This window comes from Luteimonas sp. A611 (assembly GCF_054072715.1).
Window position 1 is genome coordinate 524,070 of record NZ_JBSVRP010000002.1, and the last position, 17,583, is coordinate 541,652.

The window sequence follows — 17,583 nt, forward strand, 5'->3', positions numbered from 1 at the left end:
AGCCCGAGCAGGACGACTGAGATTGCAGCAAAGACCTAGCCCGGCCCCTTGAGCACGGCCCTGCCTGCAACGGATCCGCCCACGCAAAACCCACCGTGATGGCAACGATGCGCTGGCATTCCAGCGCATCATCCACTCGGATTGGGGACGTCCCCGCCTCTACCTGAGCACTCTCCAGCTGCCACCCGGGGCAACCGGCAGAGAGGTGCGGGTCGATACATTCCCTGAAAACCAGACGACATTAGCGCCAGTGTTCCTGCGCCAGAGCACATCGTCGCGACCGTCCCCGTTGTAGTCAGCCACCGCGGCGATCGTCCAGGTTGAATCGAGGCTCGACAGCGACCAGCGGGTGTTCAAGTTTCCGGCTCGCCAGACAACGCTGGCGCCATTCGCGGCGTGCCTCCAGATCAGGTCTGCCTTCCCATCGCCATCGAGATCTCCCGAGGCAGCCAAGCTCCACGTCGGCACCAGAGCGGCCAAGCTCCTGCGCTGCGCATACTCACCGGCGGACCAGACCATGTTGGCGCCCGTATTGGATCGCCACAGTAGATCATCCTTGCCGTCCCCATCCAGGTCGGCGACTGCCGCCAATGCCCACGTACTGTTGACGGGAGACAAGCTTTTCCGCGTCGCGGAATTGGCCGAGTACCAGACGATCAGTCCACTGGTCCGCGAGTCGCGCAGGACCAGGTCGTCCTTGCCATCACCATTGAGGTCACCCACCCCGCTGATCTGCCATTGTGCGGCCAGGCTGGTCAGGGTAGCTCGTGTGTTGGAATTGCCCGAATACCAGATCAGGGTGGTGGTGCCCCGCCTCCAGACAAGATCACTCATGCCGTCGCCATTGAAGTCACCAATCCCGGCGTGCAGCCAGGTGGAGTCCGCTCCGGTCAACGCCTGACTACCGAAGCCCGGCGAAGCCCACAGCTGGTTCTGGCCACTGGAGTTGTTCCTCCAGACAACGTCGGACAGACCATCGCCGTTGAAGTCGCTGTAGGCGTTCACCATTGGAACCACGGTATTCCTGAAACGAGCGACGATCGGCATGGTGCTATTCATGCTGCGAACGTTGTCGGTAGTCGAGGTTCCGGTCGGACGATTGCTGAAGCGCACCGCGGGGTTGGCGAAATACGGCGCTTCAATCTGGGCGTTCCCGGAGGGATACGCCATGATCGTGAAGAACCCGGTCGGGGACGCTTCACGGTAGCCGTACGAGTAGCTGTGCACGCCAGCATCCGTCGCGTTGTCGCGGTCATGGGCCTGGCCCATCAGGTGGCCGAGCTCGTGCGCCAGCGAAAACTGACTGCAGAAGTAGGTGTTGTTGTCGCCTTCGTCGCGGTCGGACCCATCGCTGACGACGGCGTACCCGAATGCCTCATCGGCAGTGGAGATGCCCGACTGGTCCATTCCCAGCAGCCAGGCGATACCGCAACCGTCCTGCTCGGGTTCCCGGTAGCGCCGAACGAAGGCCACAAGGTCCGCGCCATACTCGTTGCGCGCGGCACGCAGTGCATTGAAGGCCGCGTTTGGCGTGACCGGCTGCTGGGTGTCGACGTTGTAGCCGGTGAGCTGCTGCAGCGCGTCGCGGTTACGGGTGTTGTCCGCATAGCTGACGGACATGGCATGCACCAGGCGCAAGCGCATGTTCACGCCGCTGTTGGCGTAGGCAGCGTTCGCGGCAGCCGCCAGATTGCTCATCAGGGTGATCGCAGCCGCCTGGCTGCCGAGCTCGCTGGCAATCGTGCTGGAGTAACCGATGAGGACGTCAACTACAGCGGTCGCCTTGTTGGGAATAGCGTCGCTGGTGGCCATCGATTTGGAGTCCAGATGGCGTGACACCGCGGCCGCCAATGCGCGGCTCTCCGGCGGCATGAGAACGTCGTTGCCGTCCTTCGGCCGGCCTCCATTGGCCGCCACCAGGCGCGGATCGGTGGCCACCACCCAGGCGCCGGAGCGATCGGTGCGTACGCGATAATGCGCATCATCGCCACTGATCATGCCGAACACGGCCTTCTCGCCGAACGTGAGGACGGCGCTCGTGCCATCGTCGCTGCGGCCGATCCATGTCCAGTTGCCGTCAGGCTGCTCTTCGTGCCGTTCGTACTGGAGATCCAAGGCTTGGCCGTCGGGGGTGTTGAGCACCAGGCGCCCGCTACCGATCGCGTTCAGCGCATGTTCTTCGCTGATCGCCACCGGGTGCCAGGTATACGCGCCTGAGGTCCGCGCCTTGCGCGCGCCACCGTAGGCCAGCAGTTCGCCCCGATCGGGCAGCGCGGCGAAGCTTGCGGTGGACTCCCGCATCGCGGCCAGCGACGCGGCTGTCGGTGCGGTGTCCGGGTTGGCCAGTCCGACGCTGTCCGCCGTTCCGCTTGCCGGGACGATGTCCGACTCCGAAGTGCAGCCGGCCATGCCGGTGATCAGCATCAGTCCCAGCAAATGTTTGCGCATGTCGCAATCCCGAGTATGGAAATAGGCCCCGCCCCCCGCGGAGAGTCTTGCAGCATAAGCCAGCGCTGCCCCGACCGGAAGCCGAAAGGAGCGCTGCGGTGGAGTTGCCATGGTCGTTCGCGCAGCGACAGGGCCGCTTCAAGTCTTTGAAACGGCACTGCAGATCAGGTTCTCTCTCACGCCGGAACGACAAAACGCGGCGGCCAGCCTAAACCGGGACTGAAGCCATGCTCAAGCGGGCAGGAGTGGCACCCCGGTCCTCTGGATCAGCACATCCCGCGTGACGTCCGGGGCCATTTCGAGCACCCGCAGCCCTGAAGATGTGACATCGAACACGCCCAGGTCGGTAATCACCCGGGTCACTACTCCTACACCGGTCAGCGGCAAGGTGCATTCGGGCAGGATCTTGTGCTCGCCGTTCTTCGCCGTATGTTCCATCAGCACGACCACGCGCTTGACCCCGGCCACCAGGTCCATCGCCCCGCCCATGCCCTTGACCATCTTGCCGGGCACCATCCAGTTGGCCAGGTCACCCTTGTCGGTGACCTGCATCGCGCCGAGGATGGCCAGGTCGATGTGGCCGCCACGGATCATCCCGAAGGAGTCGTGGCTGCCGAAGTAGCTGGCGCCCTTTCGCGCGGTGACAGTCTGCTTGCCGGCGTTGATCAGGTCGGCATCGACCTCGTCCTCACCCGGGAAGGGGCCGATGCCCAAGAGGCCGTTTTCCGACTGCAGCCAGACGTCCACGCCATCGGGGATGTAGTTGGCCACCAGCGTCGGCAGGCCGATACCGAGGTTCACGTAGGCGCCATCGGTCAATTCCTGTGCGGCGCGCTGCGCCATCTGGTCGCGGGTCCAGGCCATCAGTTCGCTCCTCGCACGGTGCGCTGCTCGATGCGCTTCTCGGGGTTGGGATTGACCACGATGCGGTCGACATAGATGCCGGGCAGGTGCACGTGGTCGGGATCGATGCTGCCGGTCGGGACGATCTCCTCTACCTCAACCACGCAGACCTTGCCAGCCATCGCACAGGCGGGGTTGAAGTTGCGCGCGGTCTTGCGAAAGACCAGGTTGCCCGCCTCGTCGGCCTTCCACGCCTTGACCAGCGCAACGTCGGCCACCAGCGCGGTTTCCATCACGTACCAGTGCTCGCCGAATTGGCGGGTTTCCTTGCCCTCCGCCACCACCGTGCCGTAGCCGGTCCGGGTGAAGAAGGCCGGGATCCCCGCCCCGCCAGCACGCAACCGCTCGGCCAGCGTCCCCTGCGGGTTGAACTCCAGCTCCAGCTCACCGCCCAGGTACTGGCGCTCGAACTCCTTGTTCTCGCCCACGTAGGAGGAAATCATCTTGCGGATCTGGCGGGTTTCCAGCAGTTGGCCGAGGCCGAAGCCGTCGACGCCGGCGTTGTTGGAGATCACGGTCAAGTCCCGGGCCGCGGAATCCCGCAGCGCGGCGATCAGGGCCTCGGGGATGCCGCACAGACCGAAACCGCCGACGGCGAGGGTCTGGCCGTCGGCCACGAGATCTTCGAGCGCCGTGCGGGCGTCTGGGAAGTGCTTGGATGTCGCCATGGCTGCCTCTGTATGCGCGAATGCCACGATTCTACCCAGCGAGGATGATCGTGCCACGTACCTTAGGGCAATGCCTGGCCGGCAATGCGTCGCCCCCAGTGCCGCTACGAAGACTTCGCCAGCCCGCGCACGATCTCGAAGAGCCGCCGCCCGATATCGGTCCACTCGTATTCGGGAAAGAGCCCGGGGCGCAGGTCGAACCGTGTTGCCAGGTCGCCATCGCGCTTGAACTGCAGGAGTTGCCTCAGCGTCTCCACCACCGCATCGGTGCGATCGGCGGCCACGATGCCCCGACGTCGTCCGTGGAGCATTGCCGCGACGTCCGCGCCCCCGCCGATGTGAAGGATCGGGCGCGTCGCACCGATGTACTCAAACAGTTTGCCGGGGACCTGCACCTCGTCATCGTTCGCGATATTGACCAGGATGTCCGAGCCACGCTGCAGTGCCAGCGCCTGTGGATGGGTCAGGAAACCTGTCAGACGCAGCTTGTCCGGATACGCCGCGGACACTTCGTGCAACCAGGCCGGCGGGGTGCGGGTGGCGACGGTCAGCCTCACTCCCTCGCACTCGAGCACGGCCTCGACGAGTGCGCGTGGATGCCTGAATGCGTAGAAGCTGCCCGTGTACACCAGCTCAAGCGTCCCCGCGTCGAACGACACGGGTGAGGCGGCCGGGGCCGCGGCCGTCTCCAGGCTATCGTAGCCTTGCGGCAAAACGCTGAAGCGCGTCGCATCGACACCATGGCGCGCTGCCAGCATCGCCTTCGTCGTTGCCGTCGTCACGGTGACATGACCTGCATTCCTGCAGGTCCATGCTTCGACCCGACGCGCCCGCCAGCGCCACCTTGCCGGTGTATAGGTCGACAGGACCGGATCCCCAAGGTCTGCAAGCCACGCGAAGCCCAGCTCGCGCGCCATGCGACCCAGCCGCAATGTCGTGGCCGGTTCGTGGGAGCTGATCACCACGTCCGGGCGGAACTCTTCCAGCAGTTGCCGCAACCGCAGGCGCGCGGCCACCTCCCACTGTCCGAATGCATCTGGAAACGTGAACGCCCCGACGACCCGATCAAGGCGCGCCACCAAGCGTCCTTTCCAGTTCAGCATGCTGTCCGGGGCAGGTGCCAGCGCCGTGTCGACTGGCCGCGGCCCCGCGACCATGGTTTCCGGCGATGCCGTGGATTCGCTGACGTGCCTCGATTGAAGGTGCGCGACCAGGCCCGATGCCGCGCCCGGGGGGGTGCGCTCGACAACCAGTCCCTCGGGCAGCGGCAGTCGAACGCGCTCACCATCGCGCCTGACCGTCAGTACGAGGACCTTCGCTTCGTGCCGGACCAGCTCACGCGCCAGTCGGGACCAGCGCAGCGACTGCGGGGAAGGGCCAGGCGGGAATTCATAGGCAATCAACAGGATCCGCAAGGCATGCTCCGGGACCTACGGGGGTGCACAGGGTCCGATTCTCGCATCCAGCGCCCGGTGACTGGCTACCCGGGGACTGGCCCGCAAGCCAGGGGGCGCGCGTTCCGTCTGTTCGCATCGCATCGCGAGGACCGGTAAAATCGGACGCATTCGGCGCTCTGTCGCCCCGCCTCCCCAAGGACTCCCTTTCCATGAAGATCCTCGTTGCCTACAAGCGCGTGGTGGACTTCAACGTCCGCATCCAGGTCAAGCCGGACGGCTCCGGCGTGGTCACCGAAGGTGTCAAGCTGTCGGCCAATCCCTTCGACGAGATCGCGCTCGAGGAGGCACTGCGCCTGCGCGACAAGGGGATTGCGACCGAAGTCGTCGTCGTGACCATCGCCCCCGCTGATGCCGCCGCTCACCTGCGCAACGGCTTGGCGATGGGCGCAAACCGCGCGATCCATGTGGTCACCGACCGCGCCATCCAGCCGCTGACCGCCGCCCGCACGCTGCTCAAGCTCGTCGAGAAGGAGCAGCCGGACCTGGTGATCCTGGGCAAGCAGGCGATCGACGACGATGCCAACCAGACCGGGCAGATGCTTGCCACGCTGTGGGGCCGCCCACAGGCGACCTTCGCCTCCAAGCTCGATATCGCCAACGGCAAGGCGACGGTGGTGCGCGAGGTCGATGCAGGTCTCGAGACACTTGAAGTCGACCTGCCGGCGGTGGTGACCACCGACCTGCGCCTCAACGAGCCGCGCTTCATCAAGCTGCCCGACATCATGAAGGCCAAGAGCAAGCCGATGGAAACACTGCAGCTGGACGACCTGGGCGTGGAGTCGGGCGATTTTCTCGAGACGACCGCCTACGCCGCGCCCGGCGGGCGCAGCAAGGGCGTGATGGTCAAGGACGCGGCGGAGCTGGTCGCGGCGCTGAAGGAAAAAGGACTGCTGTAACCCTTGTCGCTGCCGCCCGGGCGGACCCAGCGACTTACCCCATCAAAGGCACCGGATTCCCGATTCTGCGGGAAACGGCCAGGAGCACATCCCATGTCCAGAATCCTCATCGTCGCCGAACACCTCGGCGGCAAGCTCAATGCCTCCACCGCACGGACGGTGAGTGCTGCGCAAGCGCTATCGCCCGAGGCGATCGATGTGGCCGTGTTCGCGGCCGATCCGTCCGTCGTTGCCGCCGAGGCTGCCCAGGTTGCCGGCGTGTCGAAGGTGCTCGCCGTCGCCAACGATGCCAACGCGCAGCCCGTCGCCCAGATCCTGGCGCCGCAGGTAGTGAAGCTGGCCGAGGGGTACAGCCACGTATTCCTGCCCAGCACGACGTTCGGCAAGGACCTCGCACCCTGCATCGCCGCGCTACTGGGTGTCGCGCAGGTTTCGGACCTGATGGCGGTCGAGGGCCCGCATGAGTTCAAGCGCCCGATCTACGCCGGCAACGCGATCATCACCGTGCGCGCACCGGCCGACCGCACGGTCGTAGCGACGGTCCGCACCGCATCCTGGCCGGAGGCCGGCAAGGGTGGCAGCGCGGCGGTCGAGGCTGTCAGCGTGGACGCCACGCTGCCCAGCCATACCCGGCACCTTGGCCTGGCTGCGGCCAAATCCGACCGCCCCGACCTGCAGAGCGCCAAGCGGGTGGTCTCCGGCGGCCGCGGCGTGGGATCGAAGGAAAACTTCGAGGTCATCTACAAGCTCGCGGACCGACTTGGCGCGGCAGTAGGTGCTTCGCGCGCAGCGGTCGACGCAGGCTACGTGCCCAACGAGCTGCAGGTTGGGCAAACCGGCAAGATCATCGCCCCGGAGCTGTACGTGGCCGTCGGTATCTCCGGTGCGATCCAGCATCTGACGGGAATCAAGGACGCCGGCATGATAGTGGCGATCAACAAGGACGCGGACGCACCGATCTTCGAGATCGCGGACATCGGGCTTGTGGGGGATCTGTTCCAGCTGCTGCCCCAGCTTGAAGCTGCGCTGTAGACAAGGCGTCCCCACCCAACGTACCCGCGATCTTCCGACAGCAGAGAGATGGCAGCAATCAAGCAGGTGATGTTCGTCTTCGGCACCCGGCCCGAAGCAATCAAGATGGCCCCCGTCATCAAGGCCGTACGCCAGGCGCAGGGACTGAAAGCGACGGTCGTCGTCACCGCGCAGCACCGCGGCATGCTCGATCAGGTGCTGTCGTTCTTCGCGATCGACCCCGACGTCGACCTTGACCTGATGCGGCCCGACCAGGGCGTAGCCGACCTGTTCGGGCGCGCGCTCGCGGGGGTCCACAACGTGATCCAGTTGCACCGACCCGATCTTGTACTCGTGCACGGGGATACGACCACGACGCTGGCCGCGGCAATGGCCGCCTTTTACGCACGTGTCCCGGTTGGGCACATCGAGGCCGGCTTGCGTACACACGATATGCAATCGCCTTTCCCCGAGGAAATGAACAGGCGGCTGACGGCGCCGCTGGCGCAATTGCATTTCGCGCCGACGTCAAGGGCGGCCCGCAACCTGCAGGACGAAGGGATTCCGGCTGCGCAGGTTCACGTCACCGGCAATACCGCAGTGGATGCGATCCTGCAGGCTGCCGCAGGGATCGACTCGGACCCAGTGCTTCAGCAGCAACTGGATGCCCAGTTGCCCGGCATCGCGGGCGATCGCGGGCTCGTTCTGGTCACCAGTCATCGCCGCGAGAACTTCGGCGCGGGATTCGATCGAATCTGCGACGCGCTGCGGGATATCGCGAGCTCCGGGGTCGATGTGGTCTACCCGGTCCACCCGAACCCGAACATCCGCGTCCCGGCACAGCGTGCACTTGCAGGCGTTCCCGGCATCACGCTCGTCGAGCCCATGGACTACCTTCCTTTCGTGCGCCTGATGCAGCGCGCCGACCTGATCCTCACCGACTCGGGCGGGATCCAGGAAGAGGCGCCATCCCTCGGCAAACCGGTTCTCGTAATGAGGGATTCCACCGAACGCCCCGAGGGCGTGGAGTCAGGCGTGATCCGCCTGGTGGGGACTGATCCTTCGCGAATCAGAGGCGCCGTCATCGAACTGCTCGATGACCCGGGTGCCTATAGGACGATGGCCAATTCTGCCAACCCGTATGGCGACGGCAAGGCATCGCAGCGGATTGTCGAGATCCTCGGCCAGCAAACACCCGGCAACAGCTGAGCCCGGTACTGCGCACCGCGGCAGGCTGCCCCGGTGGCGCATTCCGAGACCGGGCTAGCGTCCGCGCCGAACCGGGTCCTCAGTTCGAGCTTGCCCCGTCCCGCCAGTAGAAGGTCGCAAGCCCACCAGCATTCGCGTCCTGCAGTTCGACCTGGAGGGCCGGACCCTTCGGGATCAATACGACCCTGACCCGCTCGCCATCCCCGGACCGAAAAATGCGGGTCGCGATGCCATCCGCATCCTCGGTGGCGCTGGCTTGCTGATAACCAGCCTCGACAAGGACCTTGCGAAGCGCGTTTCCAGCTTCGGCCGGCGCCCCCCTGAACTCTGCCCGCGCAACATGCGATGCGTCGGCACCCTCGCCACTCGTCGACCTGGACCGCATCGAGAAGCCGCCGGGCAGGACAACCCCGTCGCCAATGGCCAAGGTCTCGCGCCCCGCCTTCGCGGCGGGCTGGGCCTGCGACGCGGACTCGGCTGCCGGCGCGGTGGCCGCTCCGGTCGTCGGAGCATCCGTTCGGCCGCAGCCGGACAACGCCAGGACGAGGGCCAACGGGGCAACCAGAAGGTACTTGGGATTCATGGGAAACACTCCGGGGTATTCGGATACGGAACGGGTCGTTTTTGACCGGGCGCAAAGAATAAACGCTTTGCCAGCAGGCTTCACGTCATCGCCCCAATGCCGGTTCAGCGCCTGACACGGATAGCAGTTGCGCTTCAACGGCCGGCGCCAGTGTCCGTGCGAAGGTCCGGGTGGGCTGGGTGCCGTCCCGATAGACCAGCACCCCATCGATGATCGGCTCGCATCTGCGATCGGTGCAGAACGCACTGGTCAGATCGAGTTGCGCCACCCCCGGCGTCTCCGCAGCGACCAGATCGAGCGCGCCTGTCCGCAGGCTGCTTGCACGATCGTCTCCGCATATCGAAGGATCCCTGCGCATCAACAGACATTGCGGGACGCTCTGGGAAAGCACCGGAAGCGACCTCAGCACGACCACTTTGATCCCCGCATCCTGCAGTTCTCGAACCAGTGACGCGGAGCCAGCAGCCAACCTCGGGGTCGCCAACTCGATCGTGCGCGAACGATCATCGGTGTATGTAGGTGACTGCGCAAGCAGCACAAGGTCCGGCTGCGATTGAATCACTGCCCGTGTCACGCGTGCGCTCCAGGACGTGCATTCGGTGTAGGGCCGGCGCAGCTTTCTGTTCCAGACGGGTCTATCGGACCAGAAGCAGCTTTCCTTGAGGTAGGTCTCGATGCGCCAACCGCGCTCGACCGCACCTTCCTTCAGCGCTGGAAGGATATTGGCGCCTGTCGCATCGCCAACCACGGCGACGCGCAGTCGCGTCGACTCCAGCTTCGACCCGTACCGGCACACCTTGAGCGTCGCATGCCTCAGCGGCTGCAAGCAGCCGTGGGCGAAGGCATCGTCCCGGTCCGCCGCTGCCAGTTCGGGCGACGGCCTGGACACCACGACCGAAGGCCCGGGCGCCGAAGTTCCGGGTGCGCGAAGAGCGGGCAACGGCACCCCCAATCTCTGCGCGAGCACCGGCGCCAGCGTGCGCATGTAGCTGGCCGTGACATGGTGGGAATCGCGGTACACGAACACGTTGCCGATCACAGGCGGGCAGCGGCCATCGCGGCAGAACATGTCGGTGAAATCCAGAAGCGAATGACCGGAAATCCCTGCGAAGCTGGATAGCGCATTGTGGAACAGCACCTTGTCCTGTTCCTCCGTGCAGGCTTCGTAAGGCGGCTCATTGCTTGCCACGCAGTCGCGTACCAGCGTGGTCTGCCAGGGCGTCGGCCGGATCACCGCAAGCTTCGTGTCCTTGCGGAGCCCGGACCAGACATCGGCCATGCCGCGTGCGATATCGTCCGCCTGCGACTGCGGGCTCCGTCCCTGCCGCCCCGCAATGCGGTGCCTTGGCGACTGGCTGATCACGACAAGGTCGAACGGCTGCTTGTTGAGGTAGTCGATGACGTTGCGCGTCCAGGCATTGCACTGCACATAGGGCTTCGTCAGCTTCTGGTGGTAGACCGGCAGCCCGGAGGTGATGCAGCTGGTCTTGGTCAGGCCTTCGATGTAGACGTCATGATCGCGTGCCAGCAGTTCGAATGCAGGCAGCCAATGGACGGCATGGGAATCCCCGACGACGGCAATGCGAAGCCGCGCCCCCGGATCCCCGTACCGGCATGGCTTGACCTCGGTACCGCCAATGTTCTGGATGCAGTCCTGCTGGTAGGCATCGGCGACATCCTGCTCGACGTGCGGAAGCCTGGGCAGGAACTCATCGGGCAAGGGATCCTGCAGTGGCTCCTGGCGCAACATCACCATCGCGCCCGGGTATCGGGAGTCCTCCGCAGCCGGCTGCTGCTCGTCGCCCTCGCCAACCGCGGACGCCATCCACAACGCTGCCACCACCACCAGCAGGCTTGCCGCCAGGCCGGACGCAATCGTGCGCCATCGGGCCGCGGATCCATGCCCGCGGCGGAACGGGTCTTCCACGTAGCGCTTCGTCAGGGCCGCCAGTATCAGCGCAGCCGCCATCAGCGCCAGACCATCCAGCCACCCAGGGTCGACCCCTGCCCACGCCTTGTAAAAGACGATCAGCGGCCAATGCCACAGGTAGAGCGAATACGATACGTCGCCAATGAATCCAGCTGGCTTGGACGCCAGCCAGCGCGTCGCGACGCTACGCCCGTACGCACCCCCGCCGTACAGCGCCAGCGCAGCTCCCAGCGTCGGACCCAGGGCAAGGTATCCCGGATAAGGAAGTTCACCGGAAAGCAGCACCCCGGAAAGGGCGATCGCAACCAGTCCGACCAGCAGGCACGTGAATGCCGTTGCGGCGCGAGGCACAGGAAGAAACACAAGCATTCCGCCCGCGGCCAGCTGCCAGACCCTCGACAGCGTCGAAAAATAGGCCGCCGAGTTCCCGGCCAGACCGGACCAGACCGAGTACACGAGGGATGCCGACAACACCAGGCCGAGCAGCCCGATGGTGGTGGCTAACCCACCGCGCCGGCGGCCGACGTACCAGGCTGACGCCAGCAGCAGTGGCCAGAAGAAATAGAACTGCTCTTCAACCGACAGTGACCAGAAATGCTGGACGGGGGACGCAGCGCCGTCCAGCGCCAGGTAATCGACAGCCTGATGGACCAGCCACCAGTTCTCGACATAGAGCGCGGCTGCGGCCACCTCATGGCTCACCGAGCGCCAGTTGGTGACAGGCAGAAACAGCAGTGTTCCGAGCAGGATCGCCATCAGCACCACGAGCGCCGCGGGCAGCAGCCGCTTCACCCGCCTCGCGTAGAAGTCGGCAAACCCGATGCGCCCGTGCAGTTCCAGTTCCCTCCTGAGCAGCGAGGTGATCAGGAACCCGGAAATAACGAAGAACACGTCCACGCCAATGAAGCCGCCCGGCAGGATCCCGGGCCACACGTGGTAGACCAGCACCAGCAGGACTGCAATCGCGCGCAGTCCCTGGATGTCAGGCCTGAAATGACTCTTCGAGCCGCCGGCTGTGCCGGCAGGCCCGACCGCCCACCCGCTCAACGCCCCCCCCTGCAATCTCCGGCACGCTCGCGCATCAGCTCACCCAGGAGCTTGAGCGTGGTCCGGTCGAAATGGCGCGGATCGACCACGTCGCCCAGCGGCACGTCTACGCCCAACCGGACAAGCTCCACGTGTCCGGCAGGGCCCGAGAGTTCGCTCCATATCGCGTTGAGCCGGGCGAAGCGCTCGCAGGTGATGCCGTCCACCGCGCGTTCCTGGCTGAACTCAGGTTTAGGCAGGATCACGATCAGCCGGCTCCCCGTCTCCTTGGACAACACAATCAGCCGCTCCACCGCGCTCCGGTACACCGCATCGCTCGGCGGCTTGGACCAGTACCGCGTGTCGTAGTCGAAGAACGCACCATAGATCAGCAGCGGCTGCGGCGACTCTCCCAGGCCGGGGCCCAGCGCGTCCTCCAGCTTGAACGTTCGCGGCCAGTTGTCGAACTCCACGTCCTGCCCGCCCATGTAGTGCGCGATGGCCCCGGACTGGCAGTTCGCCATTACCCGGATCGTCGGCGTGCCTGCTTCCGACTCTGCCCCCGTCCTCTGTGCAAATTCTTCGGAGTCAGGTTGTACCAATCTGATCCAGTCTGGCTTGGTGGCTTCGACCGGTGGCGTGACCGACTTGAAGGTCTTCTTGAGCACCGATGCCAAGGCGTTCTCGACCCCCATGTTCATGGTCCTGCACGAGAACAGGAAGTGTCGCAGGACCGTCTTGTTCTCAACTGCCGCAAAACCAACGAGACCGTAATAGCCATACCGGTCCCACACGAAGACCGAATAGGTTTCGTTTCGGGCTACATCAATGATGTATTCGGGCATCGAGCCCGGCTCGACACGCGACTTGGTGAAGTTCAGCTGGTTCGTGCGGTTGATCAGCTCCTCGATGCGTCCCGCATATCGAAGGTTGTCGGTCCTGCGCACCAGGGCCACGGCAATGTCACACGACCGCAAGAACTCCTCGTTCGATGACTGGCCAGTCTCGCGGTCGGCACGCTTCTGCTCGAGGATCCGGTATTCCGGAATCCGCGACTTGCTGATTCCCTTGGTCTTCTCCAGCAGTTCCGCGAGGAACACATCGGCCGCGTCACCCCTGGCGTCGATCGTGCGGATGCCCGGATTGACGAACTCCACCTCGCGCAGGTTCATCTCATTGTCATCGATGAACACGACGTCGGGCGCGCGCAGCTGCATGTCGCTGATGATGCGCTTGACGAGTTCGCCTTTGGGCTCGAAGGAGATTTCGGGGAACACAAACTCGTTCCACAGGCCGAACCGCTCGAGCTCGAATTTCGCCGTCTGCCGATCGTTCTTGGAGCAGATTGAGTGGACCACACCGGCACCGTTGAGCTGCCGGATCGCATCAATCCTTGACTGATGGAGGATCGGCACATCGCCTTCGGCCAGGGTGCCCTGCCAAAGCGTATCGTCCAGATCCCAAATTAGAAGTTTTGACATACGACTTTAAGATTGACGAGAAAGGTGCACGTTAAATTGAACAGGTGTCGACCCGAGAACATCAGATAGGCACCAAGTCGACCGACCCGCTGTGTGGCTGGGCTCTTGCATGCGCTCGAACAGACCGTTCAGGCATCGCGGGCCTGTCGCCTGACAGTGAAGAACTGCTCACCGAAGACGTCTATGCCGCACGCACTTGCAACTGGAATAGTCTACGGCGGGAGAAATACTCCAGCACGCTGCCCAGGCAACCGCGGTCATCGCAAACGCCGGCAGGCTCTGGCTGACCGCTTGCGCATCCGCGTACTGGAACCTGCGGACTGTTGAGATCAAATCTGCCTAATGCGCGACACAAATATGTCAATGATCGCTGCGCTGATTCTACTTTTTGATGCTGTCCTATGAATCTTTTCGATGTCACTGTATGCGCTTTCCATAATCCGGAGACGATCGTCTAGAGTCATGGATCTCATGTGCTCGAATAAATCCTCAACCGACGAGAAGTTTGCACAGTTGATATAGCTATCCTTGCTGACCACAGATTCGACACCGCTTCCGGTGCCGTAGTAAACCGGGACACAGCCCACACGGAAAGAGTCCCAGATCTTCTCCGTCACGTAGTTCTCGATGATTGTGTTCTCGAGAGACAGATTGAAGGCGTAAACCTGCAACGCTTCAAGCTTGGCGTCGTGCCAAGCACCAGCCCGACTCTCTCCTTCAAGGGCAACCGAGTTGGGCCAGTTTTTGCCGAAAACATGGCAAGCCTTGAACTTTCCTTGCAAGTCCATCGCCAACCTCTGCCGATATTCGGTGAGATCGACATTGACGCCGTGACGATATCTATCGTTGTATTTACGGTACGTTGCAAGAATCGAGCAGAATTCTGATTTTCCCTTCGCCAACTCCTTAGCACGCACTGGCTCAAACTGGGCAAACGGAAAGAAAAAAAGCGGATCCAAGTATATGTCGCCATTCCAGGCAGTACTTACGTGAACCTCACGGCCCGACGTTAAGTCGCGGATGGTCTTCCCACCCGCTAAGAGCCATGATGGCTCGTGTGTCCACAAATAGTACGTTCTGTTGAAGTGAAAGAAGCCCGCGACGTCGTACAGAAACCTGCCGACAAAAACATCCGCGTCCTCGGCGGCATCCACAATAATAATATCCTGGGGCAACTTCAGCTTATCACGTCTATGCCCCCTCTGAAACGGAGTAGACGTCATATCTCCGGCAAAGAATACTCTCTTCACGGCTGGCTGACCTTAGCGGTCTTTACGGCTTCAATATTCAGAGAAACCAGAACTCCGCTCTCCTTGTCCATATGCGGAATATAAGCCTGAGAATAGTCGTCCATGCCGCTATGCTCCGTGTGACGCCAATCCCATCGACGCGTTTCCAGGAAGCCTGCATCTCGTAGTGCCCGTGTGAGCGAAAGCTCATCAAAGATCACATGGTGAAAGTCGTACTGGTCCCGCTGTCCGCCGCATACGAGACCACATATATCTTCGATCCCGCGAGGAAGACCGCCAGACACATAAAGTCGGGCCGCGGCCGCGAAATCCGGCACTGCCAGGCGCAACACACCGCCAGGAGCCAGCACTCGCTGCCATTCCTGCAGCACGGCTGCATACGTCATGCGCCCAAAGTGCTCCAACACGTGGCATGCGTAGATCAAACTGACAGAGTTGTCCGGGATGAAGGACAGGTCTTCCACTCTGCCTACATGGTCGACGTGCGGAAGGTCGAGCGCGTCAACGTGAAACCAGCCGGGGATATGCCTGCTCCCACATCCAAGATGCAATTTCTCGTAGCTCACCATGCTCATTCACCATTCCTGTCTGAGGCAACGCGCAAGTTTTCGTACTCTCGCAATGTGCGTATCAGTCCAGCTTCCAGACTGACGCTCGGCCGCCAGCCCATAGCGAAAAGCCGTCCCGAGTCCATGAGTTTTCGTGGGGTACCATCCGGTTTGGAAGGATCGACCACGATGCGCCCGTCATAGCCCGCAGCCGCTGCGATCCCTGTCGCCAGATCGTATATCGATATCTCTTCCCCGGAGCCGACATTGACGTGCAGATCATCGGAGTAGTTCTTCATAAGGAAGACCAAGGCGTCGGCCAGGTCATCGGCGTGCAGGAACTCGCGGAGAGGTGTCCCCGTCCCCCAGATTTCGATGGTGTCTCGCCCCGCCTCTCTAGCTTCGACCACCTTCCGTACGAGAGCAGGCAAGACGTGGCTGGTGGTGAGATCGTAGTTGTCTGCAGTTCCGTAGAGATTGGTGGGCATGGCTGATATGAAATCGTCGCCATGCTGGCGCCTGTACGCCTGACAAAGCTTGATTCCCGCGATCTTCGCTATCGCGTACCACTCATTCGTCGGCTCCAGCGGACCGGTGAGCAATGCATCTTCCAGGATTGGCTGCGGTGCCATTCTTGGGTATATGCAGGACGACCCCAGGAACATGAGTTTCGAGACGCCTGCCCGGTGCGAAGCGTGAATGATATTGGTCTCGATCATCAGATTCTCGTAGAGAAAATCCGCCGGCCAAGTATCGTTGGCAACAATTCCACCGACCTTCGCTGCCGCGAGAAAGACAGCATCTGGCCGTTGATGCTCGAACCAATCCTCTACGGCACTTTGGCGCGTAAGGTCCAGCACATTCCGCGGAGCAGTGACGGTTTCGCAACCCTCGCGCTCCAAGCGTCGCAGCAGCGCCGAGCCTACCATTCCCCGGTGACCGGCAACGAATATCTTCTTGCCGCTCAGGTCAAACGGTACTTTCTCAGGCATTGCGGCGAGCCTCTGCCAAGTCGGCCGCGGCCATCTCCTTTACGAGCTGATGAAAGCTGGTTCGTGGGACCCAGCCCAGTTTCGCCCGCGCCTTGCCTGCATCGCCCAGGAGTGTTTCAACTTCGGCCGGCCGGAAATACTGGGGGTCCACCTTGACGACGACACGGCCGGATTCATCGCGCGCAACCTCATCAAGGCCATCGCCTTCGAAAGTGATTTTCATCCCGATCTCGTCTGCGGCCGCCCGAATAAAGTCGCGCACCGAATACTGCACGCCTGTTGCGATTACAAAGTCTTCCGGCTCGTCCTGCTGGAGCATCAGCCACATCGCCTCAACGTAATCACGTGCGTGCCCCCAGTCGCGGCGTGCATCCAGATTGCCCAGCTTCAGTACGGATTGATTGCCGAGTTTAATGCGCGCAAGGGCACGGGTGATCTTGCGGGTAACGAAGGTTTCCCCTCGAACTGGGCTCTCGTGGTTGAAAAGTATCCCGTTGCATGCGTACATGCCATAGGATTCACGATAATTGACCGTGATCCAGTAGGCGTAAAGTTTGGCAACAGCATAAGGCGAGCGCGGGTAGAATGGCGTCGTTTCACGCTGTGGAACTTCCTGAACTAGTCCATACAGTTCGGATGTCGATGCTTGATAGAACCGGCATGTAGGTCCGAGCCCCAGGAAGCGGATAGCCTCCAGTAAGCGCAATGCCCCCATGCCATCGGAGTTGGCCGTATATTCCGGTTCCTCGAAGGACACCGCGACGTGGCTTTGTGCGGCCAGATTGTAGACTTCGTCAGGCTTTACGGTTTGCAGGATATGAGTCAGGGAAGAACTGTCCGTCATATCTCCGTGATGAAGGACGAATTGCCCCCTTTGCCCCGGGGGGCCTTCCAAAAGGTGGTCGATGCGAGCCGTGTTAAAGAGAGAGGTGCGGCGCTTGACGCCGTGAACTTTATACCCCTTTTCCAAGAGAAAGCTGGCCAGGTACGCACCATCTTGGCCCGTGACCCCGGTGATGAGCGCTACCTTCATTATTGACGCCCTCTATTGAGCGCAGGCAATGGCCACGTCTTGTAATCTCTCGGACTGCCGGTACGGGACTCGCTGCGGACGAAGTGACCGCTGGCATCTCTTTTCGCGAGTGACATATCATTCCCTTTTTTTTTCGCAGATAAAGACG

14 protein-coding genes are annotated in these 17,583 nt (G+C 62.7%); 3 read left to right on the plus strand and 11 right to left on the minus strand.

Annotated elements, in window-relative coordinates; genetic code table 11:
* Nucleotides 1-159 precede the first annotated feature (159 nt).
* The 4 genes from ACW5EG_RS12670 to ACW5EG_RS12685 form a co-directional block, all read right to left on the minus strand.
* Complete coding sequence (locus ACW5EG_RS12670) at nucleotides 160-2,448, minus strand: FG-GAP-like repeat-containing protein (RefSeq protein WP_457021703.1); 2,289 nt, start codon at nucleotides 2,446-2,448, stop codon at nucleotides 160-162.
* Nucleotides 2,449-2,679: 231 nt separating this feature from the next.
* On the minus strand, nucleotides 2,680-3,312 hold the full coding sequence (locus tag ACW5EG_RS12675) for a CoA transferase subunit B (protein WP_457021705.1): 633 nt from the start codon (nucleotides 3,310-3,312) through the stop codon (nucleotides 2,680-2,682).
* Entirely contained in the window at nucleotides 3,312-4,019 is a 708-nt protein-coding gene (locus tag ACW5EG_RS12680) for a CoA transferase subunit A (RefSeq protein WP_457018627.1), read from the minus strand. The genes ACW5EG_RS12675 and ACW5EG_RS12680 overlap by 1 nt, the downstream gene beginning before the upstream one ends.
* Nucleotides 4,020-4,123: 104 nt before the next feature.
* Entirely contained in the window at nucleotides 4,124-5,434 is a 1,311-nt protein-coding gene (locus ACW5EG_RS12685; protein ID WP_457018626.1) for a glycosyltransferase, read from the minus strand.
* A gap of 191 nt (nucleotides 5,435-5,625) precedes the next feature.
* Between ACW5EG_RS12685 and ACW5EG_RS12690 the strand changes: the two genes are divergently transcribed.
* The 3 genes from ACW5EG_RS12690 to wecB all read left to right on the plus strand — a co-directional run bounded on the left by ACW5EG_RS12690 (nucleotide 5,626) and on the right by wecB (nucleotide 8,592).
* Nucleotides 5,626-6,372, plus strand: coding sequence for an electron transfer flavoprotein subunit beta/FixA family protein (locus ACW5EG_RS12690; RefSeq protein ID WP_457018625.1), 747 nt, complete (start codon nucleotides 5,626-5,628; stop codon nucleotides 6,370-6,372).
* A 93-nt stretch (nucleotides 6,373-6,465) separates the two neighbouring features.
* The gene (locus ACW5EG_RS12695; RefSeq protein WP_457018624.1) at nucleotides 6,466-7,404 is read left to right on the plus strand and encodes an electron transfer flavoprotein subunit alpha/FixB family protein; all 939 of its coding nucleotides are present in this window, start codon (nucleotides 6,466-6,468) and stop codon (nucleotides 7,402-7,404) included.
* Between the two features lie 48 nt (nucleotides 7,405-7,452).
* Nucleotides 7,453-8,592: a non-hydrolyzing UDP-N-acetylglucosamine 2-epimerase gene (wecB, locus tag ACW5EG_RS12700; protein ID WP_457018623.1), complete on the plus strand. Its 1,140-nt coding sequence runs from the start codon at nucleotides 7,453-7,455 to the stop codon at nucleotides 8,590-8,592.
* A gap of 79 nt (nucleotides 8,593-8,671) precedes the next feature.
* On the opposite strand, the gene ACW5EG_RS12705 is transcribed toward wecB, so the two are convergent.
* The 7 genes from ACW5EG_RS12705 to gmd form a co-directional block, all read right to left on the minus strand.
* A complete protein-coding gene (locus ACW5EG_RS12705) occupies nucleotides 8,672-9,175 on the minus strand; it encodes a hypothetical protein (protein WP_457018622.1) in 504 nt (167 codons plus the stop codon).
* A gap of 85 nt (nucleotides 9,176-9,260) precedes the next feature.
* Nucleotides 9,261-12,152 (minus strand): acyltransferase family protein, encoded by a 2,892-nt coding sequence (locus ACW5EG_RS12710; RefSeq protein ID WP_457021707.1) that lies wholly within the window; start codon nucleotides 12,150-12,152, stop codon nucleotides 9,261-9,263.
* The gene (locus ACW5EG_RS12715; protein ID WP_457018620.1) at nucleotides 12,149-13,612 is read right to left on the minus strand and encodes a hypothetical protein; all 1,464 of its coding nucleotides are present in this window, start codon (nucleotides 13,610-13,612) and stop codon (nucleotides 12,149-12,151) included. The genes ACW5EG_RS12710 and ACW5EG_RS12715 overlap by 4 nt, the downstream gene beginning before the upstream one ends.
* Nucleotides 13,613-13,941: 329 nt before the next feature.
* A complete protein-coding gene (locus tag ACW5EG_RS12720; RefSeq protein WP_457018619.1) occupies nucleotides 13,942-14,862 on the minus strand; it encodes a glycosyltransferase family 10 domain-containing protein in 921 nt (306 codons plus the stop codon).
* Nucleotides 14,859-15,437 (minus strand): class I SAM-dependent methyltransferase, encoded by a 579-nt coding sequence (locus ACW5EG_RS12725; RefSeq protein WP_457018618.1) that lies wholly within the window; start codon nucleotides 15,435-15,437, stop codon nucleotides 14,859-14,861. The genes ACW5EG_RS12720 and ACW5EG_RS12725 overlap by 4 nt, the downstream gene beginning before the upstream one ends.
* Nucleotides 15,434-16,402: a GDP-L-fucose synthase gene (gene fcl / locus ACW5EG_RS12730; protein ID WP_457018617.1), complete on the minus strand. Its 969-nt coding sequence runs from the start codon at nucleotides 16,400-16,402 to the stop codon at nucleotides 15,434-15,436. The genes ACW5EG_RS12725 and fcl overlap by 4 nt, the downstream gene beginning before the upstream one ends.
* Nucleotides 16,395-17,435, minus strand: coding sequence for a GDP-mannose 4,6-dehydratase (gene gmd, locus ACW5EG_RS12735; protein ID WP_457018616.1), 1,041 nt, complete (start codon nucleotides 17,433-17,435; stop codon nucleotides 16,395-16,397). Before gmd ends, fcl begins: the two co-directional genes overlap by 8 nt.
* Nucleotides 17,436-17,583: the final 148 nt, after the last annotated feature.